This window comes from Herbaspirillum huttiense, assembly GCF_004367745.1.
Classification (GTDB): domain Bacteria; phylum Pseudomonadota; class Gammaproteobacteria; order Burkholderiales; family Burkholderiaceae_D; genus Herbaspirillum; species Herbaspirillum huttiense.
Map to the genome: position 1 here is coordinate 2,139,837 of NZ_CP037993.1, position 23,023 is coordinate 2,162,859.

Genomic DNA, 23,023 nt, shown 5'->3' on the forward strand with positions numbered 1-23,023 from the left:
AGTGGTTGTTACGCTCGGCGCTTGATTTTGCGTAATCGCTTCATCATGTCGTGTCGCCTTGCTTCCTATAACGAGCCGCCGACGTGAAAGACGACGTGAAAGTGTTTCAATTCATCGTGTATTTGTAAGCATTCGTTGCTGCTTTGCTTATAATGGTCAACACGTTGGTGCAGCCTGGTTGCAGCGCAGTTTCCCGGCTTCTCCGCTGCACTGCGTGCCTTGCCGGTGGTCTTGCCGTTTCTTCTTTCCTGTTGCCTCATCGAGTTTTCTCATGGCCTATCAAACCTGGTTTGCATTCTTTCTCGCCGCCTGTGTCATTGCCATCTCGCCCGGATCGGGCGCGGTGCTCTCCATGAGCCACGGCCTCAATTACGGCCTGCGCCGTACCACGGCCACCATCCTCGGCCTGGAAATCGCGCTGGTGGTGGTCCTCATCATCGCCGGAGCCGGTGTGGGTTCGCTGCTGGTGGCCTCCGAAACCGCCTTCAACGTGGTCAAGATCGCCGGTGCCCTGTACCTGATCTACCTGGGCTTCTCGCAGTGGCGCGCCCACGTGCCCTCGGAGCAGGAAGGCGAAGCCCTCGACAACGCCAACGCCGTGGCACGCGCCCAGCGTGGCCAGCATTGGTGGCAGCGTTGCATGACGGGCTTCCTCACCAATGCCACCAACCCCAAGGGCATCGTCTTCATGGTGGCGGTGCTGCCGCAATTCATCGATCACGAACGTCCGCTGTGGCTGCAGTTGCTGGTGCTGGCCGTGACCATGGTGGCGGTGGACCTGGTGGTGATGCACGGCTACGCCTTTGCGGCCAGCCGCCTGCAACGCTTCTTCCGCAGCCAGAAGGCGATCAAGGCGCAGAACCGTTTCTTCGGTGGCGTGCTGATGCTGGTGGGGGCCGGGCTGTTCTTCTTCAAGCGCACGCAGCACTGAACAGGCTCTGGCCCGCGCGCAGACAACAAAAAACCCGCAAGGCAGCTTGCGGGTTTTTTGTTGGGCGTCCCGGCCGGGTTGGCGGGGACGTGAAGGAAAATTACTTGTCCTTCTTCAGGCAGGACGACATGAAGGCTTTGCGCTCGTCGCCCTTCTTGCCGGCAGCGTCGGCGTTACATTGCTTCATCTTGTCCTGCTGGGTGGCCGGCTTGGGCTGTTCCTTCTTCAGGCAGGAGGACATGAAGGCCTTGCGTTCATCGCCTTTCTTGCCGGCGGCGTCGGCGTTGCATTGCTTCATCTTGTCCTGCTGCGCATTCTGCGCCATGGCGGGGGAACCCAGCAGCAGCGGGGCGGCCAGTGCGAACGAGGTCATGGCGAAGAGCATTTTTTTCATGAGAGACTCCCTGGGGCAAGGTGGATTCGTGGGGCTGATCGGTCTGATTCTTCAGACGCGAGCATTACAGCATGAAAGATAATGTTCTGACTAGCGCACGCAGTTGAGATCGCCTTCCTGGCAGCCTGCCAGATTCTTCAGTTCGTCCGCACGCTGGCGGGTCTTGTCGGCCAGGCAGGTCTGCAGCGCAAGTGAAGCTGCAGACCCGCCGGCGCTGGCCGAGCTCTCAAAGCGGCAGGACAGGTCGCGATACTTCAGCCAGGCCAGCTGCACTTCGCGCAACTGGTTCTGTTTCGCCTTGTTGAGCTTGTCGCGATAGGCCATGTAGGTGGCGTTGAGATCGGCATCGTTCTGGGTCAGGGTCTGCGAGGCGCAGGCATTCATCTCGGCCTGGGTGGCGGCCTTGGTGCAATCGGCAGCGAAGGCACTGCCGGCACACAGCAGCAGGGCGGCTGCCAGCAGGGACAAGGGGGCTTTCATGGGACTGGACTCCGGTTTCTCAGGGGACGAGGCTGCAATGCTTCCGGTTGGCAAGGTCATTCTGGCGACCTGCGGAAGGCTAGCAACTTGTCGGGATAAAATGACATTTTGCCTGTCTTAGAAGAAGACAGAGCAGGCCGGTTCGCCCGTTTCTGCAACGAAATTGCAACAAGCCGTATCTGATTTTCCTTATCCAAATCTTTTTCAGGAGTAGCGCAGATGGGATTGAGCTGGCTGTCCGCCATCAAACTGATTCCCTGGGGCGACGTGGTCCAGGCCACCCCCGGCATCGTCAAGGGCGCGCGTGACCTGTGGTCGCGCACCCGCAAGGCCAAGACCGCAGTCGATGCCGCGCCGCCCGCGCCGGTCACCGGCGACGTCGGCCAGCTGGCCCAGCGCATCGTCCAGCTGGAAGCCGAGCAGCTCGAAGCCAGCCAGTTGATCAACACCCTGGCCGAGCAGAATGCGCAACTGGTCGCCACCATGGATGCCATGCGCCGCCGCCTGCGCATGCTGGGGGCCTTCAGCGTGCTGCTGGCGGTGGGCGTGGTGGCGGTGTGGCTGCGCTGAACCTGGCTTGCCGTTTTTTCTGATCCCTGATCCCTGATTCCTTTACGACTGGCCCTGCATGTTCCAACAAGCATTGCGCATGACCCTGCGCGACTGGCGCACCGGTGAACTCCGTTTCCTGCTGATCGCCTTGATCGTGGCGGTGGCGGCACTGTCCTCGGTCGGTTTCTTCGTCGACCGCATGCGCGCCGGCATGACGCGCGATGCGCACCAGTTGCTGGGGGCCGATCTGCTGGTGGCGGCCGACCAGCCGCTGTCGCCGCAATGGCTGCAGCAGGCCGCCACGCAAGGCTTGCAGCAGGCGCAGACCCAGGTCTTCCCCAGCATGGCGCAAGCCGGGGAGGGGGATGCGGCCCGCTCGGTACTCTCGTCCATCAAGGCCGTCACGGCGGGCTATCCCTTGCGCGGCCAGTTGCGGCTGCAGGGCAGCGATGGCCGCGACCGGCCTGCCGACGGGATTCCGCAGCCGGGGACCCTCTGGGTGGATCCGCAGATCCTGTCCCAGCTCGACGTGAAGGTCGGCGATACCCTCAGGCTGGGTGATCTGGCGCTGAAGATCGCCGCCGTCATCGCGATCGAACCGGATCGCGGCAGCGCTTTCGTCAACTTCGCGCCGCGTGTGATGCTCAATGAGGCCGACCTGGCCGCCACGCATCTGGTGCAGGTCGGTTCACGCGTGACCTATCGCCTGTTGATCGCCGGCCCGCCCGAGGCCGTGCAGCGCTATCAGCAGCAGATCGAACGCCAGATCGACGCCGACAAGCTGCGCGGCGTGCGTCTGGAATCGCTGGAAAACGGCCGCCCTGAGATGCGCGCCACGCTGGACCGCGCCGAGCAATTCCTGTCGCTGGTCGGGCTGCTGTCGGCCATGCTGGCCGCGCTCGCCGTGGCCATGGCGGCGCGCCGCTTCATGCTGCGCCATCTGGATGCCTGCGCCATGCTGCGCTGTTTCGGCATGACGCAGGCGCAGGTGACCACGCTCTATCTCACCGAATTCATTCTCATCGGGCTCGCCGCCAGCTTCATCGGCATGCTGGTCGGTTTTGCCGCCCACTTTGCGCTGCTGCAATGGCTGGGCAACTTCCTGCCGACCGCCTTGCCGCCACCGGGCTGGGCACCGGCGTTGCAGGGCGTGGCCACCGGTCTGCTGCTGCTGGTCGGGTTTGCCTTGCCGCCCATCCTGCAATTGCGCAACGTGCCGCATAACCGCGTGATCCGGCGCGACCAGGGCGCACCGCAGGCGCTGACGGTGGGGACCTATGTGCTGGGCACGCTGGTGTTTTCCGGCTTGCTGCTGTGGCAGGCGGGCGATCTCAAGCTGGGCTTGCTGACCATCGCCGGTTTCCTCGGCGGCTTCGGTCTCTTCGCGCTGGTGGCCTGGCTGTGCCTGCGTGCGCTGCGTTCGCTGCGCGGGCTGGTGGATCGCCAGAGCTGGCGCTTCGCCATCGATGGCCTGCAACGCCGTCCGGCGGCGGCCGTGATGCAGGTGGTGGCCTTGGGCCTGGGCCTGATGGCGCTGCTGCTGCTGACCGTGATCCGTGGCGATTTGGTCGGCGCGTGGCGGCAAGCCACGCCGGCCGATGCGCCCAACCGCTTCATCATCAACATCCAGTCGGATCAGCGCGAGGCCGTGCAGCAGGCGCTGCATCAGGGCGGCGTGCAGGATGCGGCGCTGTATCCGATGATTCGCGGACGCCTGGTGCAGATCAACGGGCGCGCCGTCAATCCGTCGGACTATCAGGAAGACCGCGCCAAGCGCCTGGTGGACCGCGAATTCAATCTCTCGACCATGCGCGACATCCCGCCCGGCAACGGCATCGTGGGCGGCCGCTGGTACGACGACAGCCGCCCGGAAGCCTCGGTGGAACGCGGGCTGGCGCAGACCCTGGGCATCAAGCTGGGGGACAAGCTGCAATTCGACATCGCCGGTCAACTGGTGGAAGCGCCCGTGACCAGCCTGCGCAAGCTGGAGTGGGGATCGCTGCGGGTGAATTTCTTCGTCATCCTCAATCCGACGCTCATGCGCGATACGCCGCAAAGCTGGATCACGGCGGTACACCTGACGCCGCAGCAGGAGGCCTTGGGCAACACGCTGGCGCGTGACTTCCCCAATCTGACCGTTGTGGATATAGGAAGTGTATTGGCACAGATTCAGGAAGTGGTCGGTCAAGTGATTGCAGCTGTAGAGTTCCTGTTCCTGTTCACTTTGTGTTCAGGTGTACTGGTACTGTACGCTGCACTGGCAGGGTCCCAGGATGAACGTGTACGGGAAGCTGGCCTGTTGCGAGCCCTTGGTGCGACCCGCCAGGAGCTCTCCCGAGCCCAGCGCATCGAGGTGCTGCTGGTGGGATCGCTGGCCGGGCTGCTGGCCGCCAGCGGCGCGGCCGGCATTGGCTGGGCGCTGGCGCATTACGTCTTCAATTTCGACTGGAGTTTCAGCCCGCTGGTGTGGGTGGCCGGCATGGGGCTGGGCGCGGCTTGCTCGGCCTTGGGCGGCTGGGCCGGATTGCGCCACGTGCTGCGGCGTCCGCCGCTGCAGACCTTGCGCGAGGCCTGATCCGATACAGATCAAGCAAGCTTGGCATTGGCAGCCGGACCGCCCGACGCGGGCAGCCGGCTGCGGTATCATGGCGGTCTTATGCAAATCGAAGATCCCAACCAACCGACCACGTTCGAACTCATTGGCGGCGCAGAGAAGCTGCGCGAGATGGTCGACCGTTTCTATGACCTGATGGACCTGGAGCCGGAGTTCGCCGACATTCGCGCGCTGCATCCGCCTTCGCTGGACGGTTCGCGCGAGAAGACTTACATGTTCCTCTCCGGCTGGACCGGCGGTCCCAGCCTGTACATGGAAAAATTCGGCCATCCCCGTCTGCGGGCGCGCCACCTGCCTTTCCCCATCGGCATCTCCGAGCGCGACCAGTGGCTGCGCTGCATGACCTGGGCCATGCAGGATGTCGGCCTGCCGGAAGACCTGATGAAGCGCCTGCTGGCCGCGCTCTACCAGACAGCCGACTGGATGCGCAACAAGCCCGAGTAACACGCACTGGATTGGTCCCATGTCCCTTTTTGAAATGATCCTCGCCGGCCTGGTGGTGGCCGGCCTTGTGCTGCAAGTGCTGATCCTGCTGCGCGGTAGCCAGCGGCAGGAGGACGACACCGCGCTGGTGATCGAAGACGCGCTGCTGCAGGTCAAGCAGGACCTGCAACGCCACCAGCAGGAGACCGGCGAGCGCATCGAGCGCGAGCTGCGCAGCCAGGTGCAGGCCAGTGCCCAGAGCACGCGCCAGGAACTGGGCGCGAACTTCGCCCATCTGCAGCAGACGCTGGCTACGCAGCTGACGAGCGTGGCGGGTTTGCAGAACCAGCAGATCGATGGCTTCGCGCAGCAACTGGTCAAGCTCAACGAAAGCAATACCCAGCAACTGGAAAGCATGCGCCAGTCCATCACGCTGCAGGCCCAGGTGAACCGTGAAGAGCAGGCGGTCTCGCTCAAGCGCTTTGGTGACACCTTGAATCAGCAACTCTCTGCATTGACCGAATCGAACGCCCAACGCATGGCCGAGGTGCGCGCCACGCTGGAAGCCAAGATCAAGGACCTGCAGAACGACAACGCGCAAAAGCTGGAAGAGATGCGCAAGACCGTGGACGAAAAACTGCATGCCACGCTGGAACAGAGACTGGGTGAATCCTTCAAGCTGGTCTCGGACCGGCTGGACAAGGTGCACCAGGGCCTGGGCGAAATGCAGCAGCTGGCCACCGGCGTGGGCGACCTGAAGCGCGTGCTGACCAACGTCAAGACGCGCGGCACCTGGGGCGAAGTGCAGCTGGAAATCCTGCTGGAGCAGATGCTCACTCCCGACCAGTACGCCAAGAACGTGGAGACCGTCCCGGCCAGCGGCGAGCGGGTGGAATTCGCCATCCGCCTGCCGGGTGCGAAGGAAGACGCGGGCCAGGTCTGGATGCCCATCGACGCCAAATTCCCCAAGGAGCAGTACGAACGCCTGGTCGATGCCGCCGAGCGCGCCGATGCCGAGGGCGTGGCCACGGCCGGGCGCGAACTGGAGCGGGCAGTACGTGGCGAGGCCAAGACGATTGCCGAGAAATACCTGTCGCCACCGCTGACGACCGACTTCGCCATCCTCTTCCTGCCGACCGAAGGGCTGTATGCGGAAGTGATGCGCCGGCCCGGCTTGTCGGATGAATTGCAGCGCACCTGCCGGGTCACCATTGCGGGTCCGTCGACCTTGTCGGCGCTGCTCAACAGCCTGCAGATGGGTTTCCGCACGCTGGCACTGGAAAAGCGTTCGTCAGAGGTGTGGCAGGTGCTGGGCGCGGTCAAGACCGAGTTCGGCAAGTTCGGCGAAGTGCTGGCCGCCACCAAGACGGCGCTGGAGCGCGCGGCCAAGAACATCGACCAGGCCGAGACCCGCACCCGCCAGATGACGCGCAAGCTCAAGTCGGTGGAGGCGCTGCCGGTGGAGAATGCACAGAAGCTGCTGGGGACCGGGGAGCTGGATCTGGGTGAGGATGCCGAGGGCGTCTGATTGGCCTCTTCCTTCACCTGCAGAGGTGGCTCAAGAGGCTGGAAAACAGAAGGGACGGCTTGCCGTCCCTTTTTCTTCATCTGCGCCTGAAAGCCAGCATCACACCAGGCCGTCGAACAGCACTACCGCCACTTCTTCGCCGGCAGCTACATCACCGCGTTCGTGTTCCAGTTCGATGATGCAGTTGGCATCCGACATCGAGCGCAGGATGCCCGAACCCTGCATGCCGGTCAGCCGCACTTGCCAGTGACCATTCTCGTCCGGGGCCAGGATGCCGCGCTGGTATTCGGTGCGGCCGGCCTTCTTGCGAATGGCCGTGGCCGTCTTCACCCGCAGGCGCGGCAGCGGATTGGCTTCGGCACCGGCCAGGCGCAGCAGCGCATCGCGCACGAAGAAGGAAAAACTCACCTGCACCGCCACCGGGTTGCCCGGCAAACCGAACAGATAAGCCTCCCGTCCGCGCGAGCGGATGCGGCCAAAGGCCAGCGGGCGGCCGGGGCGCATGGCGATCTTCCAGAACGTCATCTCGCCCAGGCTGGCCATGATCTGCTTGGTGTAATCGGCCGCACCGACCGAGACGCCACCGGAGGTGATGACCGCATCGGCCTCTTCGCAGGCACCGCGGAAAGCCGCTTCCAGGGCGGCCGGATCGTCCGGCACCACGCCCATGTCCAGCACCTCGCAACCGAGGCGCGTGAGCATGCCGTGCAGGGTGTAACGATTGGAGTCATAGACGCAGCCGGCATCGAGCGGCTCGCCGACCGAACGCAATTCGTCGCCGGTAGAGAAGAAGGCCACGCGCAGACGGCGCTGCACCGGCACTTCAGCGATGCCCAGCGAGGCCAGCAGGCCGATGTCGGAGGGCCGCAGCACGCGGCCGCGCGGCAGGGCCACGCTGCCCAGGGCCAGGTCTTCGCCACGCAGGCGGCGATTGTCGCCGGGACGCACGCGGCCGGCAGGCAGGGTCACGCCTTGCGCGTCAGCGTCGGTGGTCAGTTCCTGCGGGATCACGGTGTCGCAACCGTCGGGCATCGGTGCGCCGGTCATGATGCGCACGCACTGGCCGGGGCCGACGCTGCCGGCGAATTGTTCACCTGCGTGTACCGCGCCGATGATCTGCAGGCGCACTTGCTGGCCCTCGGCCACATCCTCGCCGCGCAGGGCATAGCCATCCATGGCCGAGTTGTCGTGCGCCGGGACGTCGATGCGGGAGATGATGTCGCGCGCCAGCACGCGCGAAAGGGCGCTGCGGATGGCCAGCTTTTCCACGGCCTCGACGGGCGTGATGAATTCCTGGATCACGGCTTGCGCGCGTGCCACGGTCATGGCGTTGGGGTCATAGCCGCTGATGCAGCTGACGATGTCGTGGAGTGTGGCGGTGTGGGTCTCGGTCATTGTTCTGCTTCGAGCTGTTGCAAATCCAGCCCGGTATTGATGTTGCTGAAGGCGCGCTCGTCGGGGAAATCCACCTCGACGCAATCAAGGCTGGCAAACCAGCGGTCCATCTTGCGTTCGCCCGCCGCCAGGAAGGCGTCCAGCGAAGCGCGCGTACTGGTCTGAAGCAGCGAGCATACAGGATGCCACTGGCGCCCGTGTACGCCCTCGGTGACCGCGATGGCAGCCTGTGCGCCGCTGGCGGTGAGGGCGTCGTACAGGTGCGCTACCAGGTCATAGGGGATCAGCGGCGAGTCGCACGGGGCGGTGGCCAGCAGCGGCGTGTGGCAATGGGCCAGGCCGCATTGCAGACCCGCCAGCGGGCCGGGGAAATCCCCCTGCAGGTCATGCCAGACCGGGTAGCCGAAACGGGCGTACTCCAGCTGGGAACGGTTGGCGTTGATCGCCAGGGTGCCGACCTGCGGTGCCAGGCGTTCCAGCACGTGCTGCACCAGTGGCTTGCCATGCAGGACTTGCAGGCCCTTGTCGACGCCGCCCATGCGCATGCCACGGCCACCGGAGAGGACCAGGCCGGTGATGTGGCTGGCGGCGGTGGCGGGGGAAGACATGGTGCGGAAGAGCAAAGAGCAGGGCAGGCGTACCGGATCAGCCGCCGATGTAGGACATTTCGACCTTGCGCGCCGGAGTCGCCTGCATGGCGCTGCGCAGCTCGGAATAACGGTCGCCGCGCTGGCCCCAGAGGGCGGCGATGGCACCCGCAATCTCGGCATCGCTGCTGCCATTGCGCACCAGGCTGCGCAGGTCGTGGCCTTCGCTGGCGAACAGACAGGTGTAGACCTTGCCTTCGGTGGAGAGGCGCGCGCGTGAACAGTCCTGGCAGAAGGCCTGGGTCACGCTGGAGATCACGCCGATCTCGCCGCTGCCATCCACATAGCGCCAGCGCTCGGCGGTCTCGCCGGTGTAGTTGGGGTCGGCCACTTCCAATGGCATCTCGGCAGCGATGCGGCGGACCACTTCGCGCGAAGGGAGCACTTCGTCCATGCGCCAGCCGTTGGAAGAGCCCACGTCCATGTATTCGATGAAGCGCAGGATGGCCGGGCTGCCCTTGAAGTAGCGCGCCATGGGCAGGATCTGGTCGTCGTTGACGCCCTTCTTGACCACCATGTTGATCTTGATCGGGCCCAGTCCGGCGGCGTGCGCCGCTTCGATCCCTTCCAGCACGCGCGCCACCGGGAAATCGACGTCGTTCATGCGACGAAAACTCTCGTCATCCAGCGAATCCAGCGACACCGTCACGCGCCTGAGTCCGGCGGCCTTGAGCGCCTGGGCCTTTTGCTTCAACAGCGTGCCGTTGGTGGTGAGGGTCAGGTCGATTTCTTCGCCCTCCGGGGTACGCAGGGCGGACAGCATGCCGATCAGGGTTTCGATGTTCTTGCGCAGCAGCGGCTCGCCGCCGGTCAGGCGGATCTTGCGCACGCCATGCGCCACGAACTGGGCCGCCACGCGGGTCAGCTCTTCAAAGGTCAGGAGGTCAGAGTGCGGGAGGAACTGGTATTGCTTGTCGAAGACATCCTTGGGCATGCAATAGACACAGCGGAAATTGCAGCGGTCAGTCACCGAAATGCGCAGGTCGTGCAGCGGACGTCCCAGGCTGTCGCCCAGCCAGCCGGTCGGCTCGACCGCAACCGGCGTCAGCAAGCCGGCCGCACTGGCGCTCGGGGCTTGCCGGACATCGACGATGGGGATGACGCGCTTGTTCATACGATCTGACGATAAAAGGTGTGTAACGATAGCACGCCTGAGGCCGCCGCGCAGATGCACAATCATGCATATAGTGTATGCGCGCAACTGCATCTCGCGCCTGCCGCCGCCCGCCGTGCGGGCCTGCTGGAATCTGGCTTGCAGCGCCATCGTATCCTGCCGTGACTGTATCGTGACGGCGAGCGGGCAACTGTCACCAAATAGGAGGTCGTTTGCCGATGGGCGGTGAAGACAAAGCCTTCATTTGGAAACCGATAGACATGAAAAAGGGAGCCGAAGCTCCCTTGTTCATTGCCGATATTCACAGCGTCCGGGCCACCCTGCGGCAGGGTGGCCGGAGTCCTTCTTAACGGCGGGTTTCGACCTGCACCAGCGGTTCGGTCGACTGCGGCGGCAGCGGCTTGCGCTCGCGCGGCACGTGCGGTGCCGGGACGAAGGCAGCAGCGGCTTCCTGGGCAGCGCGCAGCTTGACCGGGTCCGTGGTGGCCAAGGTCAGGCCGGCTTGCGACAGCATCTGCTCCAGCGACTCCGAACGGGCAGCGTTGCCGGTGCTGGCCGCGACTGCGGGGGCAGCAGCGGGCGCCGGTGCGGCTTCAGCCACCACCGGAGCCGGTTCGACAGCCACCGGTGCCGGGCTGGCTTCGACGGCGTCCAGCAGGCTGATCTGTTGCGGCACGGCCGGGGCTGCAGCAGTAGCGTGCACCACCTCGACCGGGGCTTCCGATGCGGCCGGAGCAGCAACGGGGGCCTGCACCGGCTCGAAGGCCGGGGTCGGGGCGAAGCTGGCGTCGATCGACGGGGCCGCCGGTTCGATGGCCGGCTGGTTCGAGAACACGGCCTGGGTCGCTTCGGCAGCGGCAGCGGCCACAGCTTCGACCGAGTTCACGCCGCTTTCCACGTGCACGGCAGCTTCAGCCGGGGCTTGTTCCGGAACCGGCGAGGCGGCGAACGAAGCTTGCGCCACAGCGGCTTGAGCCACTTCCACCGGAGCCACCGAAGTGTCGGCAGCGACGGTCTCGACGTTCACGCTGGCAGCAGCGGCGCTGGCCACCACGGCGGTCTCGACACCTTCGCCGGCTTCGGATTGCTCGTTGGCTTCACCTTCGCCGTTGTCGATCACGTTGCCGTTTTCATCACGTTCGCGACGATGACGGTTGCGGCCACCACGGCGACGACGACGACGCGGCTCGGTGCCGCCTTCGGCAGCTTCCGCACCTTCGACGCCATCTGCGCCTTCGGAACCTTCGACTTGAGCAGCTTCCACCTTGGCGGCTTGCTCGTCATTGGACAGGGCCACGGCACCTGCAGCAACCGCTACGCCTGCGGTGGCTGCACCGGCAGCCAGAGCGGCTTCCAGCGGCAGGCCTTCCTCGGCCTTGGGGTCCTTGCGTTCACTACGCGGGGCGCGCGGTTCACGCGGCTGGCGCGGTTCACGGCCTTCACGACCCTCGCGCGGCTCGCGGCCTTCGCGCGGTTCGCGGGGCTCACGGGCTTCACGCGGTTCGTTGCGGCGGGCTTCCTTCGGTTCCTGGCCTTCGCGGGCTTCGCGCGGCTCACGGCCCTCGCGCACCTCACGGCCTTCACGCGGTTCGCGGCCTTCCTTCGGTTCGCGCGGACCACGCGGCGCACGGGCCTGCTTGGCCTCAGCGGCGTCGCCGGTCTTCAGTTCGACGGCGGCCGGGCCACGGGGTGCACGCTGCTCTGCATTGCGCTCGCCACGTTCGGCGCGATCGCCACGCTCACCGCGTTCACCACGGTTGCGGTTGCGGCCGTTGCGGTCGCCGCCACGGCCATTGCGATCACCTTCGCGCTTGGCCGGCGCCTTGGCTTCGACCGGGGCCGGCACTTCCACCGGAGCAACCGGCTTCTTGCGGAAGAAGGCGAAGATCTTGCCCAGCAGACCCGATTCCGGCGCCAGGGTCGGCGGCGGTACGGGGGCAGCCACCGGTTCCGGGGCCTTGCGTTCGACGATGGGGGCCGGCTGGTCGGGGGTGATGCCCTTGACCACGGCTTCCTGGCGCGGACGTTCTTCTTCCTTCTGGCGCTTGCTGTAGCCGATGTCGGTATCGGCTTGCTCGGCCATGGTGTAGCTGGCTTGGGCGTCGTCCAGGCGCGGATCGTCGTGCTTGATCCGTTCCATCTTGTAGTGCGGGGTTTCCAGGTGCTTGTTGGGGATCATGATGACGGTGACGCGATGGCGCGTCTCGATCTTCAGGATTTCGCCCCGTTTTTCATTGAGCAGGAAGGCGGCTACGTCCACCGGCGCTTGCACGTGGATCGCGGCTGAATTTTCCTTCATCGCCTCTTCCTGGATGATGCGCAGCACCTGCAGGGCGGAGGATTCGGTATCGCGGATGTGGCCGGTGCCGTTGCAACGCGGGCAGGTCACGTGGCTGCCTTCGGACAGCGACGGACGCAGGCGCTGGCGCGACAGTTCCATCAGGCCGAAGCGGGAGATCTTGCCCATCTGAACGCGGGCGCGGTCGTGGTGCAGGGCGTCCTTCAGACGGCCTTCCACTTCGCGCTGGTTCTTGGAGTTCTCCATGTCGATGAAGTCGATCACGATCAGGCCGCCCAGGTCGCGCAGGCGCAACTGGCGGGCCACTTCATCGGCGGCTTCGAGGTTGGTGTTGAAGGCGGTGGTCTCGATGTCGCTGCCACGGGTGGCGCGCGCCGAGTTCACGTCCACCGACACCAGGGCTTCGGTGTGGTCGATGACGATGGCGCCGCCGGAAGGCAGCGGGACCGTACGCGAGTAGGCGGTCTCGATCTGGTGTTCGATCTGGAAGCGCGAGAACAGCGGCACGTCGTCGCGGTAGCGCTTGACGCGGTGGACCATGTCCGGCATCACGTGGGCCATGAACTGCTGGGCCTGGTCGTGGATGTCGTCGGTATCGATCAGGATTTCGCCGATGTCGGGCTGGAAGTAGTCGCGGATGGCGCGGATGACCAGTGACGATTCCTGGTAGATCAGGAAGGCGCCCGAGCCGGTCTGGCCGGCGCCTTCGATGGCGCGCCAGAGTTGCATCAGGTAGTTCAGGTCCCACTGCAGTTCATCGACGTTGCGGCCGATGCCGGCGGTGCGGGCGATGACGGACATGCCGTTGGGCAGGTCCAGCTTGTCCATGGTTTCGCGCAGTTCCTGGCGGTCTTCGCCTTCGACACGGCGCGACACGCCGCCACCGCGCGGGTTGTTGGGCATGAGCACCAGGTAGCGGCCGGCCAGGGAGATGAACGAGGTCAGGGCCGCGCCCTTGTTGCCGCGTTCTTCCTTCTCGACCTGGACGATGATTTCCTGGCCTTCGCGCAGCGCTTCCTTGATGCTGGCGTTGCGGACGTCAATGCCTTCCTTGAAATAGGTGCGGGCCACTTCCTTGAAGGGCAGGAAGCCGTGGCGTTCTTCGCCGTAGTTGACGAAGCAGGCTTCCAGCGAGGGCTCGATGCGGGTGATGACGCCCTTGTAGATGTTGGACTTGCGCTGCTCGCGTCCGGTGGTTTCGATGTCGATGTCGATCAGTTTCTGACCGTCAACGATCGCTACGCGCAGTTCTTCCTGCTGCGTGGCGTTGAACAACATACGTTTCATGTTTTCACTCCGGGATCCGAAGATCCTTCAAATGGCCCGTCCGTATGTGGTAGCGGGCCAAAAGTACAGGGGATGTACGCGAGAACGAAGTGATTGGGGAGGGAATTGCCTTGATTGTGTGAGTGCGCCTTAGCGGGCGCTCCAGCACAAGGGGGCGCGGATGCGGCAGACGGGAACGCCGGGCAGCACCGTATCCGCGCCGCGCGCTCCGCCATAGGCGGTCGCGCAGGCAACTGCGGACGGTAAGCTGGTCTGTGGAGCCAAACGTAACATGGTAATGGGTTGGCGACGGCGATCGGGTTCTGTTGCATCAACCGGCAAGCTTCGCGATGCTTCGGCCAGGACTGCGGCATTGGCCCGGGCAATGCGCTGCAAGAGGGGCGGGCGGATGAGCCTGCCGCCGGTTGCGCTGCAAGATACTGCTTTGCCGGGGGCTGTGCGCTGCGGACCTGAACCGGAACACCGGATGCGAGTCTTGCCAGACTTTTATCCTGATGATCCAAACAATTCTGTTCCACTTCCAGGCGCGCTGTCCGATTGCAACTGCGGTGCAAACTGGAATCGCGCAGGGAAGGTGCGTACTCGTTTCGAGGCCTTTACGTGGACCAGGCAAGCGACATGATCGGCTGTATTGTCAACCGTTGCAGCGCTTTTATTGCGTCTGCGATGCCGCGCGTCATGGTTTTCGGGGCCCCCTCCGTCTATTTTGCAAATGAGCGAGGCTGACGAAGTCTCCTCTTGTGTAGAATGTTCCTTTTTATTCTACTGACGCTGATTTTTTGTTCAGCGTCGAACGATTATATATTCAAAATGAAGGACTTAGCGAGATTTTCTAGGGGGGCTTCTGAAAGCGCCGCAACCGCGCCTGCCTCCCGGAGCGAAGCCGCCTCGCAGAACCTTCCCCAGGTGCAGTTGCTGACCATTTCCGACGAAGAAGCCGGGCAGCGGATTGACAATTTCCTGCTGCGTATCTGCAAGGGTGTTCCCAAGAGCCATATTTACCGTGTCCTGCGGTCGGGCGAGGTGCGCGTCAACAAGGGCCGCATCGACCAGACCTATCGCCTGGCCGAAGGCGACGTGGTGCGCGTGCCGCCAATACGAGTTGCCGAGAAACAAGAGCAGGTGGTCCCCGGCGCGGAATTCCGCATCCTGCTGGAAGACAGCCACATGCTGGTCATCGACAAGCCGGCCGGCGTCGCCGTGCACGGCGGCTCGGGCGTGAGCTATGGCGTGATCGAACAGCTGCGCGCGGCGCGTCCGCAGGCCAAGTTCCTGGAACTGGTGCACCGCCTCGACCGCGATACCTCGGGCGTGCTGCTGATCGCCAAGAAGCGTTCGGCCCTGACCAACCTGCACGACCAGATGCGCGAAGGCACCACCGACAAGCGGTATTTCACGCTGGTGCAGGGCGACTGGAAGAATGCCCGCCAGCATGTGAAGTTGCCGCTCTTCAAGTACAGCACCCCGGACGGCGAGCGCCGCGTGCGGGTGCAGGCCGATGGCCAGCCTTCGCACACCATCTTTTCGCTCTTGCGCCGATTCGGTGAATTTGCCCTGCTGGAAGCTGAACTCAAGACCGGCCGTACCCATCAGATCCGGGTACACCTGTCGTCCAGCGGTTTCCCCATCGTGGGCGATGACAAGTACGGCGATTTCACCCTCAACAAGTCGCTGCAGAAGGCCGATGGCAATCGGGTGGCCTTCAAGCGCATGTTCCTGCACGCCTGGCGCATCAGTTTCCGCCATCCGGAAAGCGGCGAGACCGTCACCCTCAAGGCCGGCCTGCCCGAGGAATGCGCGCGTTTCCTGCGCAGCCTCGAAGGCGGTGCCGAGGGCGACCTGCTGCCTCACAACATGCTGGCCGGAACCGAAGAGTGAAGGGGTGCACGCAGACGGCCGGGATGTGATACTTTCTGCCCGGCATTAACAGAAACGCATGCTCATCTGGCAATTGCCACAATGGCAACCGAGCCGGAAGCATGCCAGCGGAAAGAGTTCAGCACATGGCAAGAAAGCAATTCGACCTGATCGTCTTCGACTGGGACGGCACCCTGATGGACAGCACCTCGACCATCGTGCGCTGCATCCAGGCGGCCGCGCGCGACCTGGGGCTGCCCATTCCTGACAAGAGCGCGGCCTCCTACGTGATCGGCCTGGGCTTGCAGGATGCGATGCAGGCCGCCATTCCGGATGTGGACCCGAAGTACTATCCGCGCATCGTGGAGCGCTATCGCCATCACTATCTCGGGCAGGACAAGGACCTCACGCTTTTCGAGGGCGTGCCCGAGATGCTGGCCGACCTGTCGCAGCAGGGCTATTTCCTGGCCGTGGCCACCGGCAAGAGCCGGGTCGGGCTGAACCGGGCCATGAACAGTACCGGCCTGCTCTCCAAGTTCGATGCCACGCGCTGCGCCGATGAAACCTTTTCCAAGCCGCATCCGGCCATGTTGCAGGAATTGACCCGCGAACTGGGCCAGGACATGCACCGCACCGTCATGATTGGCGACACCACCCACGACCTGCAGATGGCCATCAACGCCGGAGCCAAGGGGGTGGCGGTGGAGTTCGGCGCGCATCCGCCGCAGCAGTTGCAGACCCTGGCGCCTCTTTATTCAGCCCGCTCCATCCGCGAGCTGCATCAATGGCTCAATGACCACGCCTGAAGCGGCTTGCCATGACGACGCCTGAAGAAATCTTCATTTGCCCCTCAACCGCCCTCCAGGAGGGCGGTCTGGGCAAGCGCTTCCCGGTGCAGGTGCATGGGGATGAGACCACCGGCTTCGTGGTGCGCTATGGCGGCGTGGTCTATGGCTATCTGAATCGCTGCGCCCACGTGCCCATTGAACTGGATTGGGCCGAGGGCGAATTCTTTGAATCCAGCGGCCTGTATCTCATGTGCGCAACACATGGCGCGGTTTATGCGCCCGATACCGGAAAATGCGCAGGCGGACCTTGTACCGGTGCGCATTTGCGTAAGATCATGGCGGTGGAACGCGATGGCCAGGTGTTCTGGCGTCCGGATGACATCGTCCAGCCCGTCGAGGCATGAGCTTCGCGGAAAAAACCAGTGCAGCGCGATGGCGCTGCCCAGAGTGAGCCTATGAGCAACAACGAATCTGACAACCCGCAAGACCGCCCCCCTCAGTCTTCCTCGTCTTCACCGGCCTCCCCGCCGCCTGCTGCACCGTCTTCTTCCATCCCCGCCAGCGTGCGCGAGGACAAGAAGAGCGGCTGGGAGCGCGACGTCCTGGAAAAGCTGGCCCTGTTCGCCGTCAAGGAACAGCGCGCCCGCCGCCGCTGGGGCATCTTCTTCCGCATCGCCATCCTGGTGGTGATCGTGCTGGGCGGCTGGATGGCCTTCACCTACAACAAGATCGAGAGCGAGCCGCTGGGCACCCATACTGCCCTGGTCGAGATTCGCGGCACCATCGAATCCGAAGGGCAGGGCTCGGCCGGCGTGGTCATTCCGGCGCTCGACAAAGCCTTTGCGGCCAGCGACTCGGTGGGCGTGATCCTGAAGATCAACAGCCCCGGCGGCAGCCCCGTGCAGGCCGGCATGATCAACGACGAGATCACCCGCCTGCGCAAGGCCTATCCCAAGAAGCCGATCTATGTGGTGGTGGAAGAGATGTGCGCTTCCGGCGGCTATTACATCGCCGTGGCGGCTGACAAGATCTACGTCAACAAGGCCAGCCTGATCGGTTCGGTGGGCGTGCTGATGGATGGCTTCGGCTTCACCGGCCTCATGGACAAGCTGGGCGTGGAGCGCCGCCTGCTGACGGCGGGCGAGAACAAGAGCTTCCTCGATCCCTTCAGCCCGCAGAGCCCCAAGCAGCGTGAATACGCGCAATCGATGCTGCAGGAAATCCACCAGCAGTTCATCGAAGTGGTGCGCCAGGGTCGTGGCACGCGCCTGAAGGAAACCCCGGACACCTTCTCGGGCCTGGTGTGGACCGGCTCCAAGGCCGTCGAACTGGGTCTGGCCGATGGCTATGGCACGGTCGACAGCGTGGCGCGTGACGTGATCAAGGCCGAGGATGTGGTGGACTACACCCAGACCGAGAATCTCTCCGAACGCGTGCTCAAGAAGTTCGGCGTGGCCTTCGGTGCGGGCTTTGCCAAGACCTTGATGTCAGCGCCGTTGTCGCAGTTGCGCTGAGCGAATCCACAGCTTCCAAGCAAAAGGCCGGTTGCTGATGCAATCGGCCTTTGTTTTTTTGCGCTGCTTATTCCGCCAGCAGCAGGAACACCGTTGGCTTCTTGTGGAGGTCCGGCGCTTTATTGGCCGCCAGCGCCGCCTTCCATTGCGCGGCGGTCTGCGTGCGTACCGTTTCGGTGGGCAGCGAAAGATCGGTCGCCACGCAGATCAGCGTGCCCGGCTGGCAGGACTGCGCCAGCGCTTCCAGCATGGCACCGTTGCGATAGGGCGTTTCGATCAGCAGCTGGGTCTGCTTCTCCTTGCGGGAGCGGTCTTCCAGCTGGCGGATGCGCTTGCTGCGTGCCTCGGCGTCGGTGGGCAGGTAGCCGTTGAAGGCGAAGCTCTGGCCGTTCAGTCCGCTGGCCATCACCGCCAGCAGCAGGGACGAGGGCCCGACCAGCGGCCTCACCTGGATGCCATGCTGATGCGCCAGGCGCACCAGGTTGGCACCGGGGTCGGCCACGGCCGGCACACCGGCTTCCGAGATCAGTCCACCGTCGCGGCCTTCCAGCAGCGGTGCCAGCAAGGCGGGCAGGGCGGCGGGAGGCGTGTTGACGTTCAGTTCGCTGATCTGGATTTCCTGGATGGGCTTGGCCAGTGCGGTGCTGCTGCCCAGGAGCTTGAGGAAGGCACGTGTGGTCTTGGCGTTCTCGGCCACGAAATAATCCAGGCGCGCCGCGATGGCCTGCACCTGGCGCGGGATGATGGACTCCAGCGGATGCAATGCGTCAGTGTCGGCGGGAAGCTCGGTCGTTCCCAGCGTGTTGGGAACCAGGTAAAGAATGCCGGGCATGGAAGGGAAAATGGGATAAATTGTATAAAATAATATGTGCAACGCAGCACGACGTCGCTGAGCCGCCATTCTACAGGGTGCAAGCTGTCATCAAAGTGTAATGCGCGCCCATTATCTTGTCGTCATGGAGACAGGATGCGGTTTAAATTATTTAGCAATTGTTTCGGGCGGATTCGCCCGGAGCCGTCGCGAAAGGAAATGCATGTTTGCTGCGGTAGATCTCGGTTCCAACAGTTTTCGCTTGCACATCGGCAAGTACGAGGACGACAGCATACGCGTCATCAAGAGCGCGCGTGACCCCATCCGCCTGGCGGCGGGCATCGACAAGAGCGGCAACCTCACGCCGCAGGCCTGTCAGAGCGCCATCGATTCGCTGACCCGTTTTCGCTCCGTCCTGCGCGACTATCCGCTGACCGCCGTGCGGGTGGTGGCCACCAATACCTTGCGCGTGGCCAGGAATGCCGCCGAGTTGTTGCCGGAACTGGAGCGCGCCATCGGTTATCCGGTCGAGATCATTTCCGGCGAGGAAGAAGGGCGCCTGATCTACATGGGGGTGGCCGGCGTACTCGCTGATGCGGGCGAAGAACGCATGGTCATCGACATCGGCGGCGGTTCCACCGAAGTCATCCGTGGCCTGGGTGAGCATATCCGCCACGTCGAATCCTTCGGCATCGGTACCGTCAACCAGAGCCTGGCCTTCTTCCCCGATGGGGCGATCACGGCAGCGGCCTTCGAGCGCGCCATCATCTCTGCGCGTTCGCATGTGGAAGATGCGGTGCACCTGTTCAGCTTCGATGCGGCCAGCGTCAATGTCTATGGATCGTCGGGCACCATGCGTGCCATCGCCGATACCATCCGCCGCAACAACATGGGTGATGGTCGCATCACGCTGCCCAGCCTGGCCGACCTGATGCAGTGCCTGATCGATTTCGGTCACGTCAGCCAGATTTCGCTGGACGGCATGAAGCCGGACCGCGCCGGCGTCATCATGGGCGGGCTCGCGGTACTGATCGGTTTCATGCAGGAATTCGGCATCGAGGTCATCACGCCGGTGGAAGCCGGTCTGCGCATGGGCGTGATGTGGGACCTGCAATTGCGCGCCACCAAGGCCGATCGCCGTGACCGTTCGGTGGAAGAATTCGCCCGCCGCTTCCATGTCGATGCGGCACGCGCCCATGGCGTGGCCGATACGGCGCTGGGCTTTTTCGAGAGTTTGAAACCGGCCACTGATTCGTATGTGCGCTATCTCTACTGGAGCGCACTGCTGCACGAGACCGGCCTGGTGGTCTCGCCGACCGGGTATCACAAGCATTCGGCCTACATGATCGCCAATGCCGACTTGCCCGGTTTCACCACGCGCGAGCAGCGGCTGATGAGCACGCTCATCCTCGGGCAGAAGGGCAACCTGAAGAAGATCAGCGAGATGCTGGCCGATGTCGATTTCGCCAAGGCAGTGTTGGCCTTGCGGCTGGCGGTGATGTTCCGCCACGCGCACATCACGCTGGACCTGGAGAAGGTGAGGGTGAAGCTCAAGAGCCGCATCGACCTGGAGATCCGCCGCGATTACATCAAGGAGCATCCGAGCATTTCCTTCTGGTTCCAGAAGGAGCAGGAATGGTGGGCCGGCATCGGTGTGGACTTTGCGGTCAAGCTCATCTGATTTCTTCATTTCGTCCCTGAGACGCCCTTGCCGAGCGGCTGCCGGCAAGGGCGTTTTTCATTGCGGCCTGTGCGATGTGCATGCGCGCAGATGATAATGCTTCTTGTTTGTGATATAGTCGCCAGCGGTCTATGAACCGCACTGCCATGGCGTTAGCGCCATGCGCCCACAACGAGGTGATCCCGAGATCGCCCACTGCGACAGCCAAGTCCCATATTCCAGGACCGCCTTCCGCGCCAAAAGAAAACGCCGTTCTCTCGACGGCGGTCGTTTACTCTTTTTGAAAAGGATGGTCCATGTTCCACCGTCAACTCGCTGTCGGCGCCGTGCTGGCTGCCATTGCTGCTTCCAGCTTCGCGCAGGAGAAGGTCATCAATCTCTACTCGGCGCGGCACTACCAGACTGACGAATCCCTTTACGCCGACTTCACCAAGGCCACCGGCATCAAGATCAACCGTGTCGACGGTGACGATGCAGGCATTCTCGCGCGCTTGAAGAGTGAAGGCGCTTCCAGCCCGGCCGACGTGATCCTGCTGGTGGATGCGGCCCGCCTGTGGAAGGCGCAGAGCGAAGGGCTGTTCCAGCCGGTCAAGTCCAAGCTGCTCGATGAGCGCATCCCCGCCAACCTGCACAGCAAGGAAGGCAGCGAGGGGACGCAGTGGTTCGGTTTCTCCACCCGTGCCCGCGTGATCGTCTACAACAAGGCCAGCGTCAAGCCGGAAGACGTGGATACCTACGAAGCCCTGGGTGACCCGAAGAACAAGGGCAAGCTGTGTACCCGCAGTGGTTCGCATCCCTACAACGTGTCGCTGTTCGGCGCATTGCTGGAACATGACGGCGCGGCCAAGACTGAAGCCATTCTGAAGGGCATGGTCGCCAACCAGGCGCGCCAGCCGGTCGGTGGCGATACTGACCAGATCAAGGCGGTCGGTTCGGGTGAGTGCGGCGTGGCCATTTCCAATTCTTATTACGTGGCGCGCCTGCTGCGTTCCACCAAGCCGGAAGACGTGGCACTGATGGAAAAGGTTGGCATCGTCTGGCCCAACCAGAAGAGCTACGGTGCGCACGTCAACATCGCCGGGGGCGGTGTGGCCAAGAACGCGCCGCACAAGGCTGAAGCCGTGCAGTTCCTGGAGTACTTGGCCAGCGATTCGGCGCAGCGTTATTTTGCTGAAGGCAACAATGAGTGGCCGGCCGTCAAGAGCGTAAAGACCGAAAACCCGGCACTGGTGAAGATGGGCCCGTTCAAGGCCGAAGTCATCAATGTGGGTGCGGTCGGTGCCAACCAGCAGAAGGTGTTGCAGATGCTGGATCGCGTTGGCTATAAATAATTAAAAATATTTAAACGATTTAAATCGTTTATATTTTTTTGATGAGGCCGGTCCGTGCGATGTGCGGGCCGGTTTTTTTTTATGTCTGCGAGAGGAGGGCGAATCAGCGCGGCGGATCCCGGAAAGGATTGTGCTCATTCAGCTCCGAGATATAGCCATCGATGCCATTGCTTTCACGCGACAGGAAATGTTCCACCGCATCGTAGAACCCCGGATGCGCCAGCCAGTGCGCCGACCAGGTCTTCTGCGGCAGGAAGCCGCGCGCCATCTTGTGCTCGCCCTGGGCACCGCCTTCGAACCAGGTGATCTTCTCGGCGATGCAGAATTCCAGCGGCTGGTAATACGCCGTCTCGAAATGCAGGCAGGGCACGTGTTCCAGCGCGCCCCAGTAGCGGCCGTAGAGCGTGTCGGCGTCATACACCGTCAGGGATGATGCGATCGGCTCCTCCCCCCGCAGCGCCACCGTCAGCAGCAGGTGCTGCGGCATGGTTTCACCGACGCGGCGGAAGAAATCCAGATTCAGGTAAGGCGTGGAGTAGTGCGCTGCATAGGTGTGCCGATAGCAGCGGTTGAAGAAACGCCAGTGCGCCTCCGTGATCTCGGCCCCGCGCAGCCAGACGAAACGCACCCCTTGCTCGGCTACCTTGCGCCGTTCGGCCAGGATGTTCTTGCGCTTCTTGCGGTCCAGCGTATCGACGAATTCCGAAAAATTGCCATACCCTTCATTGTGCCAATGGAACTGCACCCCGCTGCGCAGCAGGTATCCCGCGTCAGCCAGCTGCTGCGCCTGTTCCGGCGGGGGATAGAGGATGTGCGTGGAGGAAACTTCATTTCGCTCCTGCAGCGCCCGTAGCGCGGCCACCAGAGCGCCGCGTGCGGTCTCATCGACAGCCATCAGGCGCGCACCGCGCACCGGCGTAAAGGGGATGGCCGAGAGCAGCTTGGGGTAGTACTCCACGCCATGCCGCTGGTAAGCCTCGGCCCAGGCCCAGTCGAAGACGTATTCGCCATACGAGTGAAACTTGCGGTACAGGGGCAGGGCGGCCACCAGTTGCTCCTGCTGGCCCTCGCCCTGCCACAGCGTCAGGTAATGCGGCTCCCAGCCGGACTCGGGACTGGCGCTGCCGCTCTCATGGAGCGCGTGCAGGAAGGCATAAGAAAGGAAGGGATTGCCCTCGGGCTGGGCGGCCACCAGCGCATCCCAGCGGGCCGGGCCGATCTCGGCCAGAGAAGAAACGATTCGCGTGCGATAATCCATGGACTGCGAGTGACCTGCGAAAGTTGGCGCGGCCCTCGGCCCCGCTGGAACAGGCATTCTACGCAAAATGAACAGAACGCGTCGCCGCCATGGCGAAGAGCACGGAGTCCAACACACGC

Annotated in this window: 19 protein-coding genes; 11 read left to right on the top strand and 8 right to left on the bottom strand. The window is 63.6% G+C overall.

Going from position 1 to position 23,023, the window contains the following annotated elements; all coding sequences use genetic code 11:
• Positions 1-271 precede the first annotated feature (271 nt).
• Entirely contained in the window at positions 272-931 is a 660-nt protein-coding gene (locus E2K99_RS09545) for a LysE family transporter (protein WP_134222063.1), read from the top strand.
• Between the two features lie 100 nt (positions 932-1,031).
• Here E2K99_RS09545 and E2K99_RS09550 read toward each other — a convergent pair whose 3' ends face one another.
• Both E2K99_RS09550 and E2K99_RS09555 read right to left on the bottom strand, forming a co-directional pair.
• Positions 1,032-1,325, bottom strand: coding sequence for a PsiF family protein (locus E2K99_RS09550; RefSeq protein ID WP_083859824.1), 294 nt, complete (start codon positions 1,323-1,325; stop codon positions 1,032-1,034).
• Between the two features lie 90 nt (positions 1,326-1,415).
• Positions 1,416-1,805 carry a lysozyme inhibitor LprI family protein gene (locus E2K99_RS09555; RefSeq protein WP_039786475.1) on the bottom strand — a complete coding sequence of 130 codons (390 nt, stop codon included), beginning with the start codon at positions 1,803-1,805 and terminating at the stop codon, positions 1,416-1,418.
• Positions 1,806-2,024: 219 nt separating this feature from the next.
• Here E2K99_RS09555 and E2K99_RS09560 point away from each other — a divergent pair, with 219 nt between their 5' ends.
• The 4 genes from E2K99_RS09560 (at position 2,025) to E2K99_RS09575 (ending at position 6,922) form a co-directional block, all read left to right on the top strand.
• Entirely contained in the window at positions 2,025-2,375 is a 351-nt protein-coding gene (locus tag E2K99_RS09560; RefSeq protein ID WP_134135164.1) for a hypothetical protein, read from the top strand.
• Positions 2,376-2,433: 58 nt separating this feature from the next.
• On the top strand, positions 2,434-4,932 hold the full coding sequence (locus E2K99_RS09565) for an ABC transporter permease (protein ID WP_134222064.1): 2,499 nt from the start codon (positions 2,434-2,436) through the stop codon (positions 4,930-4,932).
• A gap of 81 nt (positions 4,933-5,013) precedes the next feature.
• Positions 5,014-5,415, top strand: a complete 402-nt coding sequence (locus E2K99_RS09570; protein WP_134222065.1) for a group II truncated hemoglobin — start codon at positions 5,014-5,016, stop codon at positions 5,413-5,415.
• A 19-nt stretch (positions 5,416-5,434) separates the two neighbouring features.
• Complete coding sequence (locus tag E2K99_RS09575; protein WP_198516485.1) at positions 5,435-6,922, top strand: DNA recombination protein RmuC; 1,488 nt, start codon at positions 5,435-5,437, stop codon at positions 6,920-6,922.
• Positions 6,923-7,021: 99 nt separating this feature from the next.
• Here the strand turns inward: E2K99_RS09575 and moeA are convergent, their stop codons facing one another.
• The 4 genes from moeA to E2K99_RS09595 all read right to left on the bottom strand — a co-directional run bounded on the left by moeA (position 7,022) and on the right by E2K99_RS09595 (position 13,664).
• Positions 7,022-8,317: a molybdopterin molybdotransferase MoeA gene (gene moeA, locus E2K99_RS09580; RefSeq protein WP_134222066.1), complete on the bottom strand. Its 1,296-nt coding sequence runs from the start codon at positions 8,315-8,317 to the stop codon at positions 7,022-7,024.
• Positions 8,314-8,925, bottom strand: a complete 612-nt coding sequence (gene mobA / locus E2K99_RS09585) for a molybdenum cofactor guanylyltransferase MobA (RefSeq protein ID WP_134222067.1) — start codon at positions 8,923-8,925, stop codon at positions 8,314-8,316. Before mobA ends, moeA begins: the two co-directional genes overlap by 4 nt.
• Before the next feature lie 37 nt (positions 8,926-8,962).
• Positions 8,963-10,078, bottom strand: coding sequence for a GTP 3',8-cyclase MoaA (moaA, locus tag E2K99_RS09590; RefSeq protein WP_134222068.1), 1,116 nt, complete (start codon positions 10,076-10,078; stop codon positions 8,963-8,965).
• A 346-nt stretch (positions 10,079-10,424) separates the two neighbouring features.
• Positions 10,425-13,664 carry an Rne/Rng family ribonuclease gene (locus tag E2K99_RS09595; RefSeq protein ID WP_134222069.1) on the bottom strand — a complete coding sequence of 1,080 codons (3,240 nt, stop codon included), beginning with the start codon at positions 13,662-13,664 and terminating at the stop codon, positions 10,425-10,427.
• A gap of 810 nt (positions 13,665-14,474) precedes the next feature.
• On the opposite strand from E2K99_RS09595, the gene rluC reads away from it, so the two are divergent.
• The 4 genes from rluC (at position 14,475) to E2K99_RS09615 (ending at position 17,823) form a co-directional block, all read left to right on the top strand.
• Complete coding sequence (gene rluC / locus E2K99_RS09600; RefSeq protein WP_088754288.1) at positions 14,475-15,542, top strand: 23S rRNA pseudouridine(955/2504/2580) synthase RluC; 1,068 nt, start codon at positions 14,475-14,477, stop codon at positions 15,540-15,542.
• A 125-nt stretch (positions 15,543-15,667) separates the two neighbouring features.
• A complete protein-coding gene (locus tag E2K99_RS09605; RefSeq protein ID WP_034331648.1) occupies positions 15,668-16,327 on the top strand; it encodes an HAD-IIIA family hydrolase in 660 nt (219 codons plus the stop codon).
• An 11-nt stretch (positions 16,328-16,338) separates the two neighbouring features.
• Positions 16,339-16,713 carry a Rieske (2Fe-2S) protein gene (locus tag E2K99_RS09610; RefSeq protein WP_134222070.1) on the top strand — a complete coding sequence of 125 codons (375 nt, stop codon included), beginning with the start codon at positions 16,339-16,341 and terminating at the stop codon, positions 16,711-16,713.
• 51 nt (positions 16,714-16,764) lie between these two features.
• The gene (locus tag E2K99_RS09615; protein WP_034332211.1) at positions 16,765-17,823 is read left to right on the top strand and encodes a S49 family peptidase; all 1,059 of its coding nucleotides are present in this window, start codon (positions 16,765-16,767) and stop codon (positions 17,821-17,823) included.
• A gap of 67 nt (positions 17,824-17,890) precedes the next feature.
• Here E2K99_RS09615 and E2K99_RS09620 read toward each other — a convergent pair whose 3' ends face one another.
• Positions 17,891-18,655 carry an SAM-dependent methyltransferase gene (locus E2K99_RS09620; protein ID WP_134222071.1) on the bottom strand — a complete coding sequence of 255 codons (765 nt, stop codon included), beginning with the start codon at positions 18,653-18,655 and terminating at the stop codon, positions 17,891-17,893.
• A 202-nt stretch (positions 18,656-18,857) separates the two neighbouring features.
• Here E2K99_RS09620 and E2K99_RS09625 point away from each other — a divergent pair, with 202 nt between their 5' ends.
• Positions 18,858-20,315, top strand: a complete 1,458-nt coding sequence (locus E2K99_RS09625) for a Ppx/GppA phosphatase family protein (protein WP_134222072.1) — start codon at positions 18,858-18,860, stop codon at positions 20,313-20,315.
• Positions 20,316-20,611: 296 nt separating this feature from the next.
• Positions 20,612-21,646 (top strand): extracellular solute-binding protein, encoded by a 1,035-nt coding sequence (locus E2K99_RS09630; protein WP_134222073.1) that lies wholly within the window; start codon positions 20,612-20,614, stop codon positions 21,644-21,646.
• A 103-nt stretch (positions 21,647-21,749) separates the two neighbouring features.
• Here E2K99_RS09630 and E2K99_RS09635 read toward each other — a convergent pair whose 3' ends face one another.
• Positions 21,750-22,904 (bottom strand): GNAT family N-acetyltransferase, encoded by a 1,155-nt coding sequence (locus tag E2K99_RS09635; RefSeq protein WP_205703768.1) that lies wholly within the window; start codon positions 22,902-22,904, stop codon positions 21,750-21,752.
• Between the last annotated feature and the right edge of the window lie 119 nt (positions 22,905-23,023).

Coding starts and splice junctions, on each gene's coding strand:
- E2K99_RS09545 (WP_134222063.1), top strand. CDS start 272: ATGGCCTATCAAACCTGGTTTGCATTCTTTCTCGCCGCCTGTGTCATT.
- E2K99_RS09550 (WP_083859824.1), bottom strand. CDS start 1,325: ATGAAAAAAATGCTCTTCGCCATGACCTCGTTCGCACTGGCCGCCCCG.
- E2K99_RS09555 (WP_039786475.1), bottom strand. CDS start 1,805: ATGAAAGCCCCCTTGTCCCTGCTGGCAGCCGCCCTGCTGCTGTGTGCC.
- E2K99_RS09560 (WP_134135164.1), top strand. CDS start 2,025: ATGGGATTGAGCTGGCTGTCCGCCATCAAACTGATTCCCTGGGGCGAC.
- E2K99_RS09565 (WP_134222064.1), top strand. CDS start 2,434: ATGTTCCAACAAGCATTGCGCATGACCCTGCGCGACTGGCGCACCGGT.
- E2K99_RS09570 (WP_134222065.1), top strand. CDS start 5,014: ATGCAAATCGAAGATCCCAACCAACCGACCACGTTCGAACTCATTGGC.
- E2K99_RS09575 (WP_198516485.1), top strand. CDS start 5,435: ATGTCCCTTTTTGAAATGATCCTCGCCGGCCTGGTGGTGGCCGGCCTT.
- moeA (WP_134222066.1), bottom strand. CDS start 8,317: ATGACCGAGACCCACACCGCCACACTCCACGACATCGTCAGCTGCATC.
- mobA (WP_134222067.1), bottom strand. CDS start 8,925: ATGTCTTCCCCCGCCACCGCCGCCAGCCACATCACCGGCCTGGTCCTC.
- moaA (WP_134222068.1), bottom strand. CDS start 10,078: ATGAACAAGCGCGTCATCCCCATCGTCGATGTCCGGCAAGCCCCGAGC.
- E2K99_RS09595 (WP_134222069.1), bottom strand. CDS start 13,664: ATGAAACGTATGTTGTTCAACGCCACGCAGCAGGAAGAACTGCGCGTA.
- rluC (WP_088754288.1), top strand. CDS start 14,475: ATGAAGGACTTAGCGAGATTTTCTAGGGGGGCTTCTGAAAGCGCCGCA.
- E2K99_RS09605 (WP_034331648.1), top strand. CDS start 15,668: ATGGCAAGAAAGCAATTCGACCTGATCGTCTTCGACTGGGACGGCACC.
- E2K99_RS09610 (WP_134222070.1), top strand. CDS start 16,339: ATGACGACGCCTGAAGAAATCTTCATTTGCCCCTCAACCGCCCTCCAG.
- E2K99_RS09615 (WP_034332211.1), top strand. CDS start 16,765: ATGAGCAACAACGAATCTGACAACCCGCAAGACCGCCCCCCTCAGTCT.
- E2K99_RS09620 (WP_134222071.1), bottom strand. CDS start 18,655: ATGCCCGGCATTCTTTACCTGGTTCCCAACACGCTGGGAACGACCGAG.
- E2K99_RS09625 (WP_134222072.1), top strand. CDS start 18,858: ATGTTTGCTGCGGTAGATCTCGGTTCCAACAGTTTTCGCTTGCACATC.
- E2K99_RS09630 (WP_134222073.1), top strand. CDS start 20,612: ATGTTCCACCGTCAACTCGCTGTCGGCGCCGTGCTGGCTGCCATTGCT.
- E2K99_RS09635 (WP_205703768.1), bottom strand. CDS start 22,904: ATGGATTATCGCACGCGAATCGTTTCTTCTCTGGCCGAGATCGGCCCG.